This is a genomic window from Xanthomonas sp. NCPPB 3218 (assembly GCF_056725185.1).
Genome location: NZ_CM161516.1, coordinates 4,919,988 through 4,937,148 on the forward strand (window position 1 = coordinate 4,919,988; position 17,161 = coordinate 4,937,148).

The following is a 17,161-nucleotide window of genomic DNA, read 5'->3' on the forward strand; positions in this document are numbered from 1 at the left end:
CTCCGGTTGGCGACCGTTTTTGTTGTGTTTGCCGTCCCTGCTGTTTGTTTGTTGCCCGCTGTACCCGTTCCATCCACACCAAGCACCAACCTCGACGCGCCAGTCACTTCACTGGTTCGCGCTTTACCCCTGGGAGGGGGAAAGTCATGAAGACTCACCGCACCGTCTCCACCCTGCCGGCACGTAGCCTGTTGTGCTGCGCCCTGGCTGCCTCGTTGTTCGCCACCCCCCCGGCCATGGCCCAGTCCAGCAACGCCACGTTGCGCGGACAGGTCGCTTCCGCACAGAGCGGCAGCGAGGTCGTCGTCACCAACCTCGCCACCGGCTCGGTGCGACGCGCACCGGTCAATGCCAACGGCAACTACACCATCGTCGGTCTGCAGCCGGGCACCTACAAGGTCGAATCCAACGGCGCCAGCCGCACGGTGACCCTGTCGGTGGCCTCCAGCGCCACCGTCGATCTCGGCACCGAGGCGGCCGCGGCGCCCGCCGGCGACGCGACCACACTGGACACGGTGACGGTCAGCGCGCCGATGATTCGCGACGTCAAGACCTCCGAGGTGGGCAACACCATTTCGGCGCGACAGATCCAGCAATTGCCGCAGGCCACGCGCAACTTCCTCGAGTTCGCCGACACCGTGCCGGGCATGGTGTTTCAGGTGGATGGCAACGGCAACACCAAGCTGCGCGGTGGCGCCTCCAATGCCAGCGCCGGCAATCTGTATATCGACGGCGTCGGCCAGAAGAGCTACGTGCGCAGCGGCGGCGTTGCCGGCCAGAGCGACACCCAGGGCAACCCGTTCCCGCAGCTGGCGATCGGCGAATACAAGGTCATCACCTCCAACTACAAGGCCGAATACGGCCAGATCAGTGGCGCGGCGATCACCGCGGCCACCAAGTCCGGCACCAACGAATTCCACGGTGAAGCCTTCTATCGCTACACCGACCAGGATCTGCGCGACAAGCGGCCCGACGAGGAAGCCAACGGCAAGATCGATTCGCAGACCAAGGAATACGGGTTTGCGTTGGGTGGGCCGATCATCCAGGACCGCATGCATTTCTTCGTTGCCTACGAAGGCAAGGAGAACGTCGCACCCAAGAGCGTGCAACCGAGCGCAGAGGCAGCCGCGTTCCTCAACCAGCTGCCTTCCGATCTGGCCAGCCAGTACGGCCCGGCCAACATGCCGTTCGAAGAAGACCTGTTCTTCGGCAAGATCGATTTCGAACCCACCGATCGCGATCGCATCGAGCTGAGCACGATCTATCGCGACGAGACCCAGACCGCCAACGTGGGCGGCACCAACACGCTCGCGCAGGCCACCGACAAGATCAACAAGGACAAGCGCACCAACCTGCGTTGGCAGCACAGTGCCGACAACTGGTTCAACGAGGTCATCGTCGGCACCGAAAACTCGGAGAACAACCCGACCCCGCGCACGCTGGGCAACGGCATCGTCTACACGTATTTCCAGCCGCGTGCCGGCTCCACCGATATCGATGAGCGCACCTTCCTGACCACCGGTTCGGCCGGCGGCAGGAATGCGCAGCGCAAGAGCCAGAAGGGCTGGTTCCTGCAGAACGACCTGACCTTCACCAGCTTCCAGTGGCACGGCGAACACACCATCAAGATGGGTGTGAACTACAAGGACATCGAGCTGACCTCGCAGGACGCGGCCGCGCTGAATCCGCAGTTCAGCTACCGCGTCAACGGCGGCAGCGTGGAATCCACGCCGTATCGCGTCGACTTCATTGCGCCCTACACCACGCCCGGCCAGCGGGCGACGGTGGTATCGCCGTCCAAGCAGTACGGCATCTATCTGCAGGACGATTGGGCCGCCACCGACAAGCTGATGATCAACATCGGCGTGCGCTGGGATTACGAGGACACACCGGCCTACACCGACTTCGTGACCTCGCAGGCCTTCGTCGACGCGCTGTACGCCAACGATGCGGAAAACCCCGGTCAACCATGGGCCAACCGTCTGCTGCCCAGCGGCATCAACGTGGCCGATTACATCAGCACCGGCAACAACCGCAAGAACTTCAAGGATGCCTGGGCTCCGCGCTTCGGTTTCTCCTACGACTTCTTCGGTGACGAGGCCGCCATCCTGCACGGCGGTGCCGCGCGTTCGTACGACCGCAACCTGTTCGAGCAGCTGGCCCTGGAAACCAGCAAGGCGGCGTTGTCGCCGGTCGCGGTGTATTTCGAAAACCCGGCAACCCAGCAGTGCTATCGCGCAGAGCGCACGTGCGTTGCGTTCGACCCGCGTTACCTCAACGGCATCGATCAGCTCAACACCATTCCCGGTGTCGCTGGCAGCGCCGAGTTGTTCATGTTCAACAACAAGCTCAAGACGCCGTACAGCGACCAGTACAGCATCGGCATCACCAACCAGGTGGGCGACTGGCTGACCGATGTGACGTTCCAGCGCATCCTGAGCTACGACGGCTTTGCCATGGGCCTGATCAACCGCTATCCGGATGGCTCCTACTTCCAGAATGGCAACGTGCCGTGGGGCGAGCCGGTGCCGGGCTACCAGAACACCATTCTGGGCAGCAACGGCCTGGAGCAGCGCAACAGCCAGGTCCTGCTGTCGGCTGACAAGCCGTACACCAAGGAATCCGGTTGGGGCCTGACCCTGTCCTACACCCACACCAGCGCGCGCCAGAACCGCAACATCGATGAGCCGTACGGTTTCGACAAGGCGACCATTCGCGGCTATCCGTTCGTGAAGTCCGACGCCGTGGCCGCACATCGCTTTGTCGCTTCCGGTTCGATCGATGGTCCGTGGGGCGTCACCTTCGGTGCCAAGCTGGTGCTGGCAACGCCCGAGCCGATCAACACGATCGCCTGCTTCGGCTTCACCGATCCCGATGGCGCGACCTGCCAGCAGGTCGGTGTCACCCCGCCGGGCAGCGGCAAGTTCCTGGTCGGTGGCGATATCTGGGGCTACCGCACGGTGGACTTCCAGGCCACCAAGGAGTTCACCGTGGTCGGGGACTTCAAGCTCAACGCGCGCGTGAACCTGCTCAACGCCTTCAACTTCAAGAACTACAGCGCGTACGCCTACAACGGCTTCGGCAGCAACGGGCAGTTCGATCCGGACATCGCCATCAACACCAGTGGCGAAATCAACTACGTGCCGCGCAGTGTCGTGCTGGAAATCGGCGCCAAGTTCTGATTGGCCCCATCGCCACACGCGCCGACGTGGGCGTGTGGTAGTTCGAACGGGGCCGGCTGGCTCCGTTCGTTTGTCCGTCCGCCATCTTTGCCCAGGAACACACAGGCATGATCCCCGCTCCCCTCCGCAATATCGTCATCGTCGGCGGTGGCACCGCCGGCTGGATGGCCGCCGCGGCGTTCGCGCGCGTGCTTGGCCCCGGCTTCAAGGTGCAGCTGATCGAGTCCGAACAGCTCGGCACCGTCGGCGTCGGCGAGGCCACCGTGCCGCACATTAAGGCCTTCAATAACCTGCTCGGCATCGATGAAGCCGAGTTCGTCCGCCAGACCCAGGGCAGCTTCAAGCTCGGCATCGAGTTCGTCGACTGGCAGCGGCCCGGCACGTCGTACATCCATGGCTTCGGCACCCAGATCGGGCACCCGCTCGGGCTGCTGCCGTTCCACCAGTACTGGATCAAGCAGCACGCGCGCGGCAAGGCGCAGCCGCTGGGTGCCTATACGCTCAACACCGTGGCCGCGGTGCGCGGCAAGTTCATGACCTCGGCCGGCGATGTGCCGGCCAATTCGCCGCTGGCCAATATCGCCTATGCATATCACTTCGATGCCACGCAGTACGCGCGCTTCTTGCGCACTTACGCCGAACAGCGCGGCGTCACCCGTATCGAAGGCCTGGTCGAGCAGGTGCAGCTGCATGCGGACAGCGGCCACGTGCAATCGCTGCAGCTGGCCTCCGGGCAGGTCGTCAGCGGCGACCTGTTCATCGACTGCTCCGGCTTCCGTGGGCTGTTGATCGAAGAAGCGCTGCACACCGGCTACCACGACTTCACCCATTGGCTGCCCTGCGACCGCGCCCTGGCGGTGCCGAGCGAAAACGTCGGCCCGCCCACGCCGTATACGCGCTCCACCGCGCGCGCGGCCGGCTGGCAGTGGCGCATCCCGCTGCAGCACCGCACCGGCAACGGCTATGTGTACTCCAGCGCGCACATCAGCGACGACGAAGCCGCCGCCACGCTGCTCGCCAATCTGGATGGCAAGCCGCTGGCCGACCCACGCCCGCTGCGCTTCACCACCGGCCGGCGCAAGCAGTTCTGGAACCGCAATGTGGTGGCGCTGGGCCTGGCCAGCGGCTTCCTGGAACCGCTGGAATCGACCAGCATCCATCTGATCCAGGCCGGCATTTCCCGGCTGCTGGAGCTGTTTCCGCGCGAGGGCATCAGCCCGGTGCTGGTGCAGCGCTACAACGACCGACTGGCGTTCGAGTTCGACCGCATCCGCGATTTCCTGGTGCTGCATTACCACGCCACCGAGCGCGACGACAGCGCGTTCTGGCGCCACTGCCGCACGATGCCGATCACCCCGGAGCTGCAGACCACGCTGGACCTGTTCCGCGACAGCGGGCGCTTCTACCGCAATGCCGAGGAGATGTTCGCCGAGATCAGCTGGGTGCAGGTGATGGTCGGCCAGGGCATCCTGCCGCGGGGCTACCACCCGTTGGTGGACCAGGTACCCGATCACGACGCCGAGCGCTTCCTGGCCAGCGTGGCGCAGACCATCGGCCACTGCGTGGACGTCATGCCGACCCACCAGCAGTTCATCGATCGCTACTGCAAGGCAGCGGCGCCGCGTTGAGCGACGGCACCGCCGACGCAGTCGCTGCACGCACCGATCGGCAGGCAAAAAAAAGGACCGGGCACAAGGCCCGATCCCTTCGAAAACCGGGACAAGCCCGGTGGACAATGAGTGGCACAGCTTCCGACTGACCTCGGACGAGGGGCATCGTACGCAGGCTTTAACGTTAAAGCAACACTTTAATAATATCTACGTAACTCATTGATTAGTCAGAAGCAGCGACCGCTGCGGTCTCGTGAAACAAGGTCGGGAAGTTGCGTGCGAACTCTTCGCTGCACTGAGCAACGTAATCAGCACCCACCTGCTTCACCTTGGCGTAGTCTGCCGCTTGCCAGTCGGCCAGTGACAACTCAATGGGTGCGGGATTGCAGCGTTGTGTGACCGTTGCCTGGCGCTGGCCGTCGCGGTCCGGAGCACGCGCTTCCATACCCAATGAAAGGTGCAATTGGTAGGGCGTCTGCGAATCCGACAACGAAGTGTAGATCAATGCCCATGTGGCGGGACGGATCACAAACTGCGCGGGCGGCGTGGCCGCAGGATGCGCCAGCGCATAACTGCGCAGTTGTTCTTCCAGCGCGTGCGGGAGTTCCTTGATTGAAGGATCTACCAGATCCTCATTCGGGTCACCGAGCAGATCCTCCTTCTTAAATGCCGTAATGTTTCCGCCGGTGCTCATCGCCCCGAAGATTCCCTGCATGACTTTCAGGCTGGTTGCCTTTGCGGTGTGCGAGCGATGCACGACACGCAACCCGGTGGTCTTGCGATAGGTATCTTTCGACGCGACCACGGTCAATGGTGGCTGGATCGGCTCGGCGACGATCGCCTTGGGTTTTGGAGCCGTTGCGCAGGCGCTGAGCAGTGCGGCGCCCAGGCCAATGGAGATTAAACGGACATGTGCCATGGCAATCATTCCTTTGAGGTGGCGGGGCAGCTGGGTAACGCGGCGGCAATGGCGCGGCGTTCGGTCGTACCGTCGTTACGCTTTGTCAGGGCATACACATCGAGCCGGCAGCGGCCCGCACCGAAATCCACGTGCGCCTCGTAATCGATACCCGATTCCGGCACGAAACTCCGCGTGGTTGCGCAAGTCGGCCCGTGACCGATCGGGGCATTGCAGACCATTCGATAGCCTGGCGGCGCTTTGGGACACGTCTGACTGGCTACAGCACCGGCACTGAAACCCACCACCATGGGTTCACCTGCCCGCACAGCCAATTCCAAGGGATGTTTGGGTGTATCGCTCAAGCGCGGCATGCCCAGATCCTGCCCACCGAACACCAGCGCGCGAGCAGCTCTGCCAAATCCCGGCACGTTGGCACGGTCGCACGTGGTCCCAGGGTAGATGACGGTATTACCGTCATCGCCGACGATGCGCAGACGCGTTCGTTGACCGTCGGTGGGTTCGTTGTAGCGGAACAACTCAGGCACGTTGGCGACGAGAGAACAGGCGCCAAGGCCAATACAAAGCACCACCGCAGTTAGCGGCCGAAAAAGATCACGCATGACACTGCTATCCGAAACCGGTGTCCCATATCGGCAGCGACCGGCAGCGCGAGACGCTGCGGTAGTACCGTCCTTGGGCGATATGGCGCAAACATCGCGCACATGCGCATCCTTGCAGACGATGGTCACCGTCTAGGTCGCCTGCCGATAAAGAATTACGTTTTCACGTAATCCTCACCAGCAGGCAATACCCCACCCCAGGTGGGTGATTTCCCTACCTGAGTTGACTGGCTATCGCATTTCGCATCTTGCGAGGTCGCAAGAAACCGCAGCCGCCTTACTCGTGACGTTGCCCCAATGCAGTACGAATCTCGGCCTGGATCGCATTCGCCGCAGCGGCCGGATCGGCAGCCAGGCGGATCGGCCGGCCAACCACGATGGCATCGGCGCCGTCGTGGAAGGCCTGCGCCACACCCACGGTGCGTTGCTGGTCGTCGCCGACCGGGCCGCCGGGGCGGATGCCGGGGCAGACGATCGAAAACCCTGCGCCGGTGGCGCTGCGGATCCGGCCGGCCTCCTGGCCGGAGGCGATCACCCCGTCGATGCCGGCGGCCTGCGCGGCCAGCGCGCGCTCCACCACCACCTCCACCGGTTCGCGGTCGATGCCCATCGCCGCCAGGTCCGGCCGGCCCATCGAGGTCAGCACGGTCACCGCCAGCAGGCGCATGTCGCCGTGGTTGGCCTCGGCGGCGGCCTGCAGCATGCCGGCGTGCCAGCCGTGCACGGTGCAATAGCTCACCGGCCACTGCGCCAGCCGGCGGATGGTGCCGGCCACGGTGGCGGGGATGTCGAAGAACTTCAGATCCACGAACACGCGCTTGTCGCGCCTGGCCAGGGCGTCGAGCACCTGGAAGTACTCGCCAGAGGCCAGCAGCTCCATGCCGATCTTGTAGAAGGACACCGACTCGCCCAGGCGGTCGACCCAGGCGATCGCCTCGTCGTGGCCGGGCACATCCAGCGCAAAGATCAGCCGCTCATGCGCGGCCAGCGGCAGCGGGGCGCGGCTCATCGGGCCACCTCCAGCGCGGCGCGCTTGGCATCGTGGCGCTGCTGCCAGGGCTGGGCATAATCGTTGTTGAACTGCGCCGGCTCCCAGCCGCCGTAGCTGGGGTTGGGCAGCATCCACCAGCGCTCGCCGAACCAGTCGTGGTACTGCTGCAGCAGCGCGCCACGCGCCTGGCCGGTGTTGGCGGTGACCTGCACGAAGTCGCCGAGCTGGTCGCCGAACTGCATCAGCACGCGGTACTTCTGGCCGGCCAACTGGCGCCGGCAGTTCTTCTCGCTGCCGTTCTGCTCGCAGCCCTGGACCACGGTGCCAAGGCCGAGAAACACGCTGTCATCGGCCACCGGCAGCCCGACGCTGCGCAGGTTGGCAAGCGTGGCGTCCTTCAGGTGCACGGCGCGGTTGGAGATGTAGACCAGGGTGATGCCGCGGGCATTTGCGGCCTTGGCGAAATCCACCACGCCCGGGATCGGCTTGGCCTTCTTCTCCGCCACCCACTGGTCCCAACTCAGCTCGTCGTATTCCTTGCCGTCGCGCAGCAGGCGCGCCTGGTAGGGCGAGTTGTCCAGCACCGTCTCGTCCACGTCCAGCACCACCGCCGGCTTCAGCCCGGTGGCGGCATTGCCGCGTTCCTCGGGCACCAGCGCGTCCCAGTTGGGCTGCTTCAGCGCAGCGTCCAGCTTGTCGGCAGCGGCGCGGTAGGTCTGCTCGGCCACTGCACGGTATTCCTCCGAGCGCTGCATCCACAGCACCGCGTTGAGGTTGTCGTCGCCGGCCGGCGCGGTGGCGGCCACGGGCGGCGTGGCGGTCTTGGCTGCGGCGGCGCCTGCGGCCGCATTGGCGGACACGGCGGCGTCCTGCGCGCGCTGCGCCAGCTCCTTGTCGCCGGGTTTGCAGGCGCTCAGGGCCAGCGCAGTGCAGGCGAGCAGGGACAACGGTGCGTAAAGCGAGGGGCGCATGGCATCCACCAGGACAGGAGCGGCAATGAAGACCGCGATTTTAGCGGGTTCGCGCCGCCCCGCCCGCTCCGGCCGACAGCAGTGCTGCGGGCAGCGGCACGTGCGCACGCACGGCGACGTGGCCACCGTGGGATTTGCTGGCGTTGCACGCGTGCCTCATGCGCCTGCGACGACTGACGGCCGCTTCGATCCCGTTGCCGCTCTGGCTGCCCTGCATGGGATCGCGGCCTGAAGAACGCCAATGCAGGATCGGCATATGCTTGTGCGCTGATTGCCCCGGAGTCGCCCCCATGACAGATGTACCTTCCCCGCCCGTCCTCGATACCGCCCAGGCCCGCGTGCTCGGCTGCCTGATCGAAAAAGAGGCGACCACGCCGGATGCGTATCCGCTCACGGTCAACGCCGCGCAGGTGGCCGCCAACCAGAAGACCGCACGCGAGCCGGTGCTGAACCTGCAGACCGGCGTGGTGCATCACGCCCTGCGTCAACTCGAAACCCTGGGGCTGGTCCGCCAGCAGTTCTCCTCGCGCGCCGAGCGTTACGAACACCGGCTGGGCAGCGTGCTGGATCTGACGCGCCAGCAGGTGGCCCTGATCGGCCTGCTGCTGCTGCGCGGCCCGCAGACGCTGGGCGAGCTGTTCGCGCGTAGCGAGCGGCTGGCGCGCTTCAACAATGCCGACGACGTGCGCCACCATCTGGACCGGCTCATCCAGCGCGGCCTGGCGGTGCAACTGCCGCGTGCCAGCGGCCAGCGCGAGGACCGCTACATGCATCTGCTCAGCGGCGAGCTGGACGTGGAGGCATTGCAGGCCGCGGCGGCGCGCGCTGCGCCAGGCCCCCGCAGCAGTGCCGACAGCAGCGAGCTGGAAGCGCGCGTACAAACGCTGGAAGCCACCGTCGCCGAGCTGCAGGATGCACTGGCCGCCGTGCAGGCGCGCCTGGAGGCGGCTGGCGCCTAGGGCGACGGTTCGCTCCTGGAGGTGCCCGCTTCACATCGACGCCCGCGCGGAGCGCGAAGCACGCAACGACCAGCCAGACCGCCAGACGACGCGCAGGCCGCGCAGTGACGGCGCACCCTGCGGCCGGCCCGCTTACGTCGGCGTATCGACCTCATCCCAGTCGGCGTCTTCGAAGTGCAGCAGCCAGTTGAGGGTGTAGTGACGCTCGTAGACCACGCCCGGCACGATGCCGGCCGGTGGCGGTTGCTCGCTCTGGCCGGCCTGGCGCACCGCCCAATGCAGGCGCAAGTGCCGGTCCAGCGCATCCAGCAGTTCGGGCACCGGCCGTAGCGTCAGCGACGGCCGCGTCGCGGCTTCGGCATGCTCCAGCGCGCGCTGGGCGGCCAGGGGCACATCGCACAGGCTGGTCGGCTCCGGCAGCGCCTCGGCCAGCCCCAGGGCCCACTGCAGCACGGCCAGGCTCTCGTAGCGCCATCCGAAGTTGGCGAGCTGCTGCGGCTCCGGCGCAGGCTGGGCAAAAAAGGCGCGCTCCTGCGGCGACAGTGCCACCGCCACGCCGGGCAGGCGGGCGTCCATCTCTTCCAACCCGGGTGGCGTATCGCCGGCGGCCAGCATCTCCGCGCGCAAGGCCACCGCAAACAATGCCAGCATGCGCTGCGTCACCGCCGCCGCATCGCGCACCCGCGCTTCGGCCTCGCCAGGCACCGGCGGCAGGCTGGGGGGCACGCGGATGCCTTGCGCGGTCAGCTGCGCGAGTTGCTGCGCACGCCGCTGCAAGGCATCCGGCGGATACGGCACCTGCGCCTGCTCATCGATCGCCGGCTCGCCCTGGCTGATCAGCACCCGCCCGTGCGGATCGCGCACGCTGCCGTCGGCCAGGAAACACACCGCGTTGGCCTGCTCGGCCCACTGCGCCAATTCCCCGAAAGCCGCATCGTCGACCTCGAAAGTGAAATGCTGACGCACCCGCTGCACATGCCGCATCAGGTGATAGCGCGGCTGAGTCATCTGGCCGTCGCCGGCCTGACTCACGTAGCCGACGAAGCCATGCAGATGCGTGGCCAGTTCCGGATCGGCGTGGTCGCGGTGCTGCACGGCGGCACGCGGCAGGAAATCCGGCCACAACGGCTCGCGCAGCGTGGAATAGGCGTTGACCAGCAATGGCATGCAAGTGTCCTTGTTGGGGCGACGGACACAACGACGGCGCTCATCGCCAGGCAGGTGCGGTGCGGAGTCGCTGCGCCGTCCATCCACCGAAGTGCCTGCGCGCCGTCCCCGCCACGCTGACGACTGTTTGCTGCGTTGTGTCGGCCGCGTTCAGCGGTGAGAGTCGCCGCCAGGGTGCCGCAGGCCTGCCCGGCTGTCCATGTCGGCCGGAGCGAGCGCGATCGTGTAATACAGCACCGGATGGTCCTCCTGGCTCAACACGCGCAGGCCTTGCCGCTGCAATCCGAGTTTTTCCAGCGCGCGAATCGAATCGGCATTGTCCGGCGACACGATCGCGCACAACTGCGGCAACCCCAGCACATCGCGCGCATGGTCCAGCACTGCGCGCCCGGCCTCGCTGACATAGCCCTTGCCGCGATGTTCGGGCAGCAGTGCAAAGCCGATATGCGGCACCGGCAAGGTATCGCGGCACAACAACCCCAATGTGCCGGCAAACGCCCCTTCCGCGCGCGTCTCCACCGCCCAGTGCGCAAAGCCGTATTTTTCCCGGTGCGCTTGCGCCCACTCACGCAGATGATCACGCGCCTGCTCGCGGGTGCGCACACCGCGGTCGTTGATGCCGGCGATGAAACCGGGGTCGTTGACCAGCGTCAGCACTGCGTCGGCATCGCGCTCGGGATCCAATGTCCGCAGGCGCAAACGCGGGGTTTCGATCACGACAGTCACGGCGCACTCCGGCATCAGGGCAAACCAGACTGCCGTGCAAGCGTGTCGCTGGCAAGCCTGCGCGGTACGCAACAACCGCTAGTCGAACAATGCCTGGATCGCCGCCAAGCCCGCACTGGCGCGCTCTTTCTTGCGCTCGGCATCGGCCACTGGGTCGGCGCCGTCGCGCTGCAATTCTTCGGCCGGGATCTCGTCGAAGAAGCGGCTGGGCTTGAGCCGCACATGCTCGCCGAACTTGCGCGTCAATTTGCTGTGGCTCATCCACAGCTGCTCCTTGGCACGGGTGATGCCCACATACAGCAGCCGGCGCTCTTCCTGCAGGTTGCCTTCTTCCAGGCTCACTTCATGCGGCAGCACGCCGTCCTCGCAGCCGACGATGAACACATAACGGAATTCCAGGCCCTTGGACGCGTGCATGGTCATCATGCGTACCTGGTTGCCGCCATCGTCCTTGTCGTTGCGCGACAACAACGCCAGCTGCGCGGCCAGATCGCTGGCACTTGCACCACGCGGGCCGCCTTCGAACCACTCGGCCAACTCGTCCAGATTGCGCTTGCGCCGCTGGAAGCCGGTTTCGTCCTTGGACTGGTTGCGCAGGTCGTTGAGCAGGCCGGATTTGTCGGCCAGCATGCGTACCAGCTCCCCCGCCGGCAGCCTGGCCGAATGCTCGCGCATATCGCGCAGGATATCGGTGAACGCACTCAGGCCATTGGCCGCACGCGGCGGCAGGTGCTGCAGCGCGCCCATCGACTCGGCCGCGCGCGACATCGGCACCGACTTCGCACTGGCAAGCTCGGCCAGCCGCGCCAGCGAGGTCGCACCGACCTCGCGCTTGGGCGACTGCACCGCGCGCAAAAACGCCGCGTCATCTTCGGGGTTGACGATCAGCCGCAACCACGACAGCACGTCCTTGACTTCCTGCCGCTCCAGAAACGCAGTGCCGCCGGTCAGGTGATACGGCACGCGCAGCAGCTGCAGCGCCTTTTCCAGCGGCCGCGATTGGAAATTGCCGCGAAACAGGATGCAGAAATCGCTCCACGGTACCTGCTTGGCGGTACCCAGGAACGAGATCTCGGCAGCGACCTTTTCCGCTTCGTGCTCGCTGTCGCGGCATTCCCACACGCGGATGCGCTCGCCGTCGGCCTGATCGCTCCACAGGGTCTTCAAGTGCTCGTGCGGGTTGTGCGCGATCAAGGCATTGGCCGCACGCAGCACGCGGTTGGAGCAGCGGTAATTCTGTTCCAGCTTGATGATTTCCAGTGCCGGATAATCACGCCCCATCTGCTGCAGGTTTTCCGGATTGGCACCACGCCAGGCGTAGATGCTCTGATCGTCGTCGCCCACGCAGGTGAAGTTGCCGCGCGGCCCGGCCAGCATTTTCAGCAGCCGGTACTGCGCATCGTTGGTGTCCTGGCACTCGTCCACCAGCAGGTAGCCGATGCGCTCGCGCCAGCCCATCACGATCTCTTCGTTGGCCTCCAGGATCTGCACCGGCAGGCGAATCAGATCGTCGAAGTCCACCGCGTTGAAGGTGGTCAGCCGCGCCTGGTAGCGCTCGTACAGGCTGGCGGCTTCCTTTTCGCGGTTGCTGCGTGCCGCCGCCATCGCCTGTTCGGGCGACAGGCCGGCGTTCTTGGCGCGCGAGATCAGATTCTTGGCATCTTCGATCGCATCGGGCTTGGCGCCGTGCATCAGATCCTTGATCTGGGCGGCGGCATCGTCGGAATCGAAGATCGAAAAGCCGCGCTTCAAGCCGGCAGCGGCGTGCTCGATCTGCAGGAACTTCAGCCCCAGCGCGTGGAAGGTACAGATGGTCAGGCCATCGGCGCCATCGCCACGGATGCGCTTGGCCACACGCTCGCGCATTTCCTTGGCCGACTTGTTGGTGAAGGTGATCGCGGCGATGCGCTTGGCCGGATAGCGGCCGGTGGCGATCAGGTGCGCGATCTTCTCCACGATCACGCGCGTCTTGCCGCTGCCGGCACCGGCCAGCACCAACAAGGGACCTTCGCAGTGCAGCACTGCGGCGCTTTGCGGGGGATTGAGACCGTGCATAGAGGCTTCCAACAGAGCAGGCCATTGTACCGGCGCCGCGCCGGGCAGGCCTGCGCCGCCGGTTCATGCAGATGGCCGTCACCGCCGGCCGCCCGGCCCGGTAAAATCCACCGATGGCCAAGCTCTACTTCTACTACTCGGCAATGAATGCCGGCAAGACCACCACCTTGCTGCAGTCGGCGCACAACTACCGCGAACGCGGCATGCGTACCTTGATCCTCACGCCCAAGCTCGATCACCGCGCCGGCAGCGGCGTGGTGGCCTCGCGGATCGGCCTGCGCGCGGACGGGCGCACCTTCGATCGCGGCACCGAGTTGCAGCAACTGATCGAACGCGACATCCAGGCCGAAGGCGCGCTGCATTGCGTGCTGGTGGACGAGGCGCAGTTCCTCAACCGTGGCCAGGTCTGGCAGTTGAGCGAGGTGGTCGACCGCCTGCGCATTCCGGTGCTGTGCTACGGCCTGCGGACCGACTTCCGCGGCGAGCTGTTCGAGGGCAGCCAGTTCCTGCTGGCCTGGGCCGACGAGCTGGAGGAGATCAAGACCATCTGCCATAGCGGCAGCAAGGCCACCATGACCGTGCGCGTGGATGCGCAAGGCCACGCGGTACAGGACGGCCCGCAGGTGGAGATCGGCGGCAACGAGCGCTACGTGTCGGTCAGCCGCGCCGAGTTCAAGAAGATCATGCGTGGCGAAGGCCGCATCGACCCGCTGCAGATCGCGTTGCCGCTGCCGCCTGCGGGCTCGTCGGACAGGGAAACCGGCACGGAGACGGGCTGAAGAATTCAGCCCAAACGCTGTCGACGCATTGCCCCGGTATGCACGTGTGATGCGCCGCTAAACCCCTGCAGGCATTCGATCGCCGCTGTATTTCCGCTACACGTCAACAGGCGTATCGTTGCGGTGCCGTTGCAGCGATCCACGCGCAACCAGGCGCAACCGCAGTCCTGTAAACTGGCGACCATCCACTTGTCGGGAGGCAATTCATGGGTCCGCTTCCTCCCGAGTTACGCGCAGATATCGCGCGTGTTGGCCGGCTATCGTCGGTCCCGGATGTCCTGACCATTCTCACCCGTCTGACCGGCATGGGGTTCGCGGCTGTTGCGCGCGTGACCGATACGCGCTGGATCACCTGCCAGGTCCGCGACGAACTGTCGTTCGGCCTGGCGCCCGGCGACGAGCTGCCCCTGGTCACCACCTTCTGCGACAGCGTGCGCACCCAGGGCAACGCCTTGTGGTTCGGCCATGCCTCCGAGCACCCGGTCTTCCGCGACCACCCCACGCCGCGGCTGTACGGCTTCGAGAGCTATGTGTCGGTGCCGATCAAGTTCGACGACGGCAGCGTGTTCGGCACCTTGTGCGCGCTGGACCCGTTGCCGCGCGTCATGGACGCGCCGATGGTGGAAAAGGTCGAGCTGCTGGCGCAACTGCTGGCAGCGCAGATCCAGGCCGAACAACGCGCCGAAGAGAGCGCGCAGGAATCGCGGCGCGCACGCAGCGAACTGGGGCGTATCGGCGCCTCTGCGCGCCTGCGCGAAGAATTCATCGGCATCCTTGGCCACGATCTGCGCAACCCGCTGCAGTCCATGCATGCGGTGGTGGACATGCTGGCGATCGACCCGCTCAACCAGCGCCAGGGCGGCGCGATCCGGTCGATGCAGCGCAGCCTGCGGCGCATGGAAGAACTGATCGACTTCGCCAACGATTTCGCGCGCGGTATCGAACGCGACTGGCTGCAGCTGGACTACGGCAACGGCAGCGATCTGCTCGATGCCTTGTCGCAGGTCGTCGACGAAACCCGCGCCGCGTATCCGAACCAGGTGTTGTCCACACATGTGGCCATCGACGAGCCAGTGCACGGCGATGCGGTGCGCCTGGCGCAGATGTTCGGCAGCCTGATGATCAACGCCGTGGTGCAGGGGCAACAGAGTTCGCTGATCAAGGCGGTCGCGGTCACCGAGCAGGGCCGCCTGCGCATCGAGGTCTGCAATCTGGACGGGATCGATCCACGCCGGCTCGACGTGTTGCAGGCCTCCACCCACGTGCACACCGGCGGACGCGCCTTGCCCGAAGTGGATCTGGGCCTGCACATGGCCGCCCAGATCGCCCGGGCCCATCAAGGCGAACTGCGCATCCTCAGCGGCAAGGACGGCACCTGCTTCCGGGTGGACCTGGCCTGCGTGCGCCCGCGTGCGCGCATGCAGTTGGTCAACAGCTCGACGTCGGCCTAAGTCCGCGGCGCCTGGGCGCCGCATCCGCGACTGTGCGGCTGTAACGCAGCCACGGTCGCCATTCGAAATCGGCGGCCTGTCGTCACTGCGCCATCCGCACCTGCCTGACAATCGCCCACCTCATCGGTCGCGCGACGTCCCTGTGCGCTAGTAGACCTTACGCTCGCTCGCCGGTGGCGGCGTCCACTGGTACAGCCAGGTTTCGGTCAGCGGCTTGCCGTTGGCGCGCAGGAACAGGCGGATATCGATCTGCCGGGTGCTGTCATCCGGCGGCACCAGGTCGAACATCGCCCGATAGCCCTTGAGCTCATGCAGCGGACGCGCCGACACGATCTCGGTGCTGCCACGCGACACCTGGAGGATGGCCTCGACCTTGGCTTTGGGGTCCTTGGCCAACGCAGCCAGTTCGCCCCCGGCAAAATCCACCGCAAACCGCCACGAGAAATGGCTGCGCTTCTGCCCGACGATGCCGCCCAGGCCGGTGCGCGTGGCCACGCAGTGCGCCAGCGGCGAGCTGGCCGGCGGATGCGCACCCCAATACAACCGGTACCCCATCAGCAACTCTTGCCCCGGCTGCGGTTTGTCCTGCGGATTCCAGAACGCCACGATGTTGTCGAAGGTCTCGTCCACGGTCGGGATCTCGACCAGCTGCACCGAGCCCTTGCCCCAGCCGTTCTTGGGTTCCACCCACAGGCAGGGGCGCTTCTCGTAGAACACGCCGTCGTCCTGGTAATGATCGAAGTTGCGATCGCGCTGCAACAGGCCGAATCCGCGCGGATTCTCGTCGACGAACATGTTGAAGCGCAGCTGCGGCGGGTTGCACAGCGGCCGCCAGATCCACTCGCCGCCGCCGGTCCACATCGCCAGGCCGTCGGTGTCGTGGATTTCCGGCCGCCAGTCCCAGTCCATGCGGCGATCGTTTTCGCCGACCTGATACATGCTGGTGCACGGACCGATCCCCAATCGCTCGATGGTCTTGCGCGGGTAGAGCGCGCTGTCGATCTCCATCACCAGCACCTCGCCATTGGTGATGGCAAAGCGATACGCACCGGCAACGCTGGGCGAATCCAGCAGCCCGTACACCACCACGGTGTTCGAATCGTCGGCCGGCTGCTCCAGGTAATAGGCGATAAAGTCCGGGAACTCCTCCGGCCCACCGGTACCGGTATCGATCGCCAGCCCGCGTGCCGACTGCCCGTACTGGCCTTCCTTGCCGACCGCGCGGAAATAGCTCGCGCCCAGGAAGGCCGAGAAATCGCGATCGGTGTCCTTGCGCGTGTTGAGACGGAACCCGGCAAATCCCAGGTCCTTGGGCAGCTGCTTGCCGCCCAGCCCGCTGCTGCCGTAATCGAACGCCGCCGGGTCGTAGGCAAGTTGCTGCGCCTGGCCATCGACGATGTCGTAGATATGCACGGGGGTGTGGAAATACAGCCCCAGATGGAAGAACTTCGCCTGGAACTTGCCGTTGCCGTCGGCCCATAGCGCATGGTCCTGGCGGTAGCGGATCGACTGGTATTGATCCCAGTTCAACGCCTCCAACGACCCCGGAAGCAGCTGCTTATGGCTCTTGTAAGGCGCCGTGGCCAAGGCACGCGCCTGCCCCTTGAGCCAGCCATAGTCGAACGGCTGCGGCTGCCCCAGGCGACGCAGTCCAACGGCCTTGGCCGCCAACGCCCACTGCGGCAGCGCCGGCAAACCGAGCGCGGCCAATGCGGCGGCGGCATTCTTCAGGAAGTGGCGTCGTTGCAT

At 65.6% G+C, this 17,161-nt stretch carries 14 protein-coding genes; 6 read left to right on the forward strand and 8 right to left on the reverse strand.

Annotation, left to right across the window (positions count from 1 at the left end; translation table 11 throughout):
- Positions 1-146: 146 nt before the first annotated feature.
- Both AC1PLS_RS20660 and AC1PLS_RS20665 read left to right on the forward strand, forming a co-directional pair.
- Positions 147-3,182, forward strand: coding sequence for a TonB-dependent receptor (locus AC1PLS_RS20660; protein ID WP_481104014.1), 3,036 nt, complete (start codon positions 147-149; stop codon positions 3,180-3,182).
- A 107-nt stretch (positions 3,183-3,289) separates the two neighbouring features.
- On the forward strand, positions 3,290-4,810 hold the full coding sequence (locus AC1PLS_RS20665) for a tryptophan halogenase family protein (protein ID WP_047130137.1): 1,521 nt from the start codon (positions 3,290-3,292) through the stop codon (positions 4,808-4,810).
- A gap of 205 nt (positions 4,811-5,015) precedes the next feature.
- On the opposite strand, the gene AC1PLS_RS20670 is transcribed toward AC1PLS_RS20665, so the two are convergent.
- From AC1PLS_RS20670 to AC1PLS_RS20685, 4 genes are all read right to left on the reverse strand, one after another.
- The gene (locus AC1PLS_RS20670; RefSeq protein ID WP_481104015.1) at positions 5,016-5,711 is read right to left on the reverse strand and encodes a hypothetical protein; all 696 of its coding nucleotides are present in this window, start codon (positions 5,709-5,711) and stop codon (positions 5,016-5,018) included.
- Between the two features lie 5 nt (positions 5,712-5,716).
- Positions 5,717-6,313 carry a hypothetical protein gene (locus tag AC1PLS_RS20675; RefSeq protein ID WP_126966958.1) on the reverse strand — a complete coding sequence of 199 codons (597 nt, stop codon included), beginning with the start codon at positions 6,311-6,313 and terminating at the stop codon, positions 5,717-5,719.
- 277 nt (positions 6,314-6,590) lie between these two features.
- A complete protein-coding gene (gene pyrF / locus AC1PLS_RS20680) occupies positions 6,591-7,322 on the reverse strand; it encodes an orotidine-5'-phosphate decarboxylase (protein ID WP_481104016.1) in 732 nt (243 codons plus the stop codon).
- The gene (locus AC1PLS_RS20685; RefSeq protein WP_046345132.1) at positions 7,319-8,284 is read right to left on the reverse strand and encodes a 5'-nucleotidase, lipoprotein e(P4) family; all 966 of its coding nucleotides are present in this window, start codon (positions 8,282-8,284) and stop codon (positions 7,319-7,321) included. Before AC1PLS_RS20685 ends, pyrF begins: the two co-directional genes overlap by 4 nt.
- 16 nt (positions 8,285-8,300) lie before the next feature.
- Here AC1PLS_RS20685 and AC1PLS_RS20690 point away from each other — a divergent pair, with 16 nt between their 5' ends.
- Both AC1PLS_RS20690 and AC1PLS_RS20695 read left to right on the forward strand, forming a co-directional pair.
- Positions 8,301-8,507: a hypothetical protein gene (locus AC1PLS_RS20690; protein ID WP_481104017.1), complete on the forward strand. Its 207-nt coding sequence runs from the start codon at positions 8,301-8,303 to the stop codon at positions 8,505-8,507.
- Between the two features lie 58 nt (positions 8,508-8,565).
- Positions 8,566-9,234: a YceH family protein gene (locus AC1PLS_RS20695; RefSeq protein WP_481104018.1), complete on the forward strand. Its 669-nt coding sequence runs from the start codon at positions 8,566-8,568 to the stop codon at positions 9,232-9,234.
- A 132-nt stretch (positions 9,235-9,366) separates the two neighbouring features.
- On the opposite strand, the gene AC1PLS_RS20700 is transcribed toward AC1PLS_RS20695, so the two are convergent.
- The 3 genes from AC1PLS_RS20700 to rep form a co-directional block, all read right to left on the reverse strand.
- On the reverse strand, positions 9,367-10,401 hold the full coding sequence (locus AC1PLS_RS20700; protein ID WP_184435135.1) for a DUF4272 domain-containing protein: 1,035 nt from the start codon (positions 10,399-10,401) through the stop codon (positions 9,367-9,369).
- A 150-nt stretch (positions 10,402-10,551) separates the two neighbouring features.
- The gene (locus AC1PLS_RS20705; RefSeq protein WP_054592231.1) at positions 10,552-11,142 is read right to left on the reverse strand and encodes a GNAT family N-acetyltransferase; all 591 of its coding nucleotides are present in this window, start codon (positions 11,140-11,142) and stop codon (positions 10,552-10,554) included.
- A gap of 63 nt (positions 11,143-11,205) precedes the next feature.
- Positions 11,206-13,182, reverse strand: coding sequence for a DNA helicase Rep (gene rep / locus AC1PLS_RS20710; protein WP_024937657.1), 1,977 nt, complete (start codon positions 13,180-13,182; stop codon positions 11,206-11,208).
- Positions 13,183-13,295: 113 nt separating this feature from the next.
- Between rep and AC1PLS_RS20715 the strand changes: the two genes are divergently transcribed.
- Positions 13,296-13,961, forward strand: coding sequence for a thymidine kinase (locus AC1PLS_RS20715; RefSeq protein ID WP_184435138.1), 666 nt, complete (start codon positions 13,296-13,298; stop codon positions 13,959-13,961).
- A gap of 206 nt (positions 13,962-14,167) precedes the next feature.
- Positions 14,168-15,412: a GAF domain-containing sensor histidine kinase gene (locus tag AC1PLS_RS20720; RefSeq protein ID WP_024937659.1), complete on the forward strand. Its 1,245-nt coding sequence runs from the start codon at positions 14,168-14,170 to the stop codon at positions 15,410-15,412.
- A 147-nt stretch (positions 15,413-15,559) separates the two neighbouring features.
- Here AC1PLS_RS20720 and AC1PLS_RS20725 read toward each other — a convergent pair whose 3' ends face one another.
- Complete coding sequence (locus AC1PLS_RS20725; RefSeq protein ID WP_039522777.1) at positions 15,560-17,161, reverse strand: OpgD/OpgG family glucan biosynthesis protein; 1,602 nt, start codon at positions 17,159-17,161, stop codon at positions 15,560-15,562.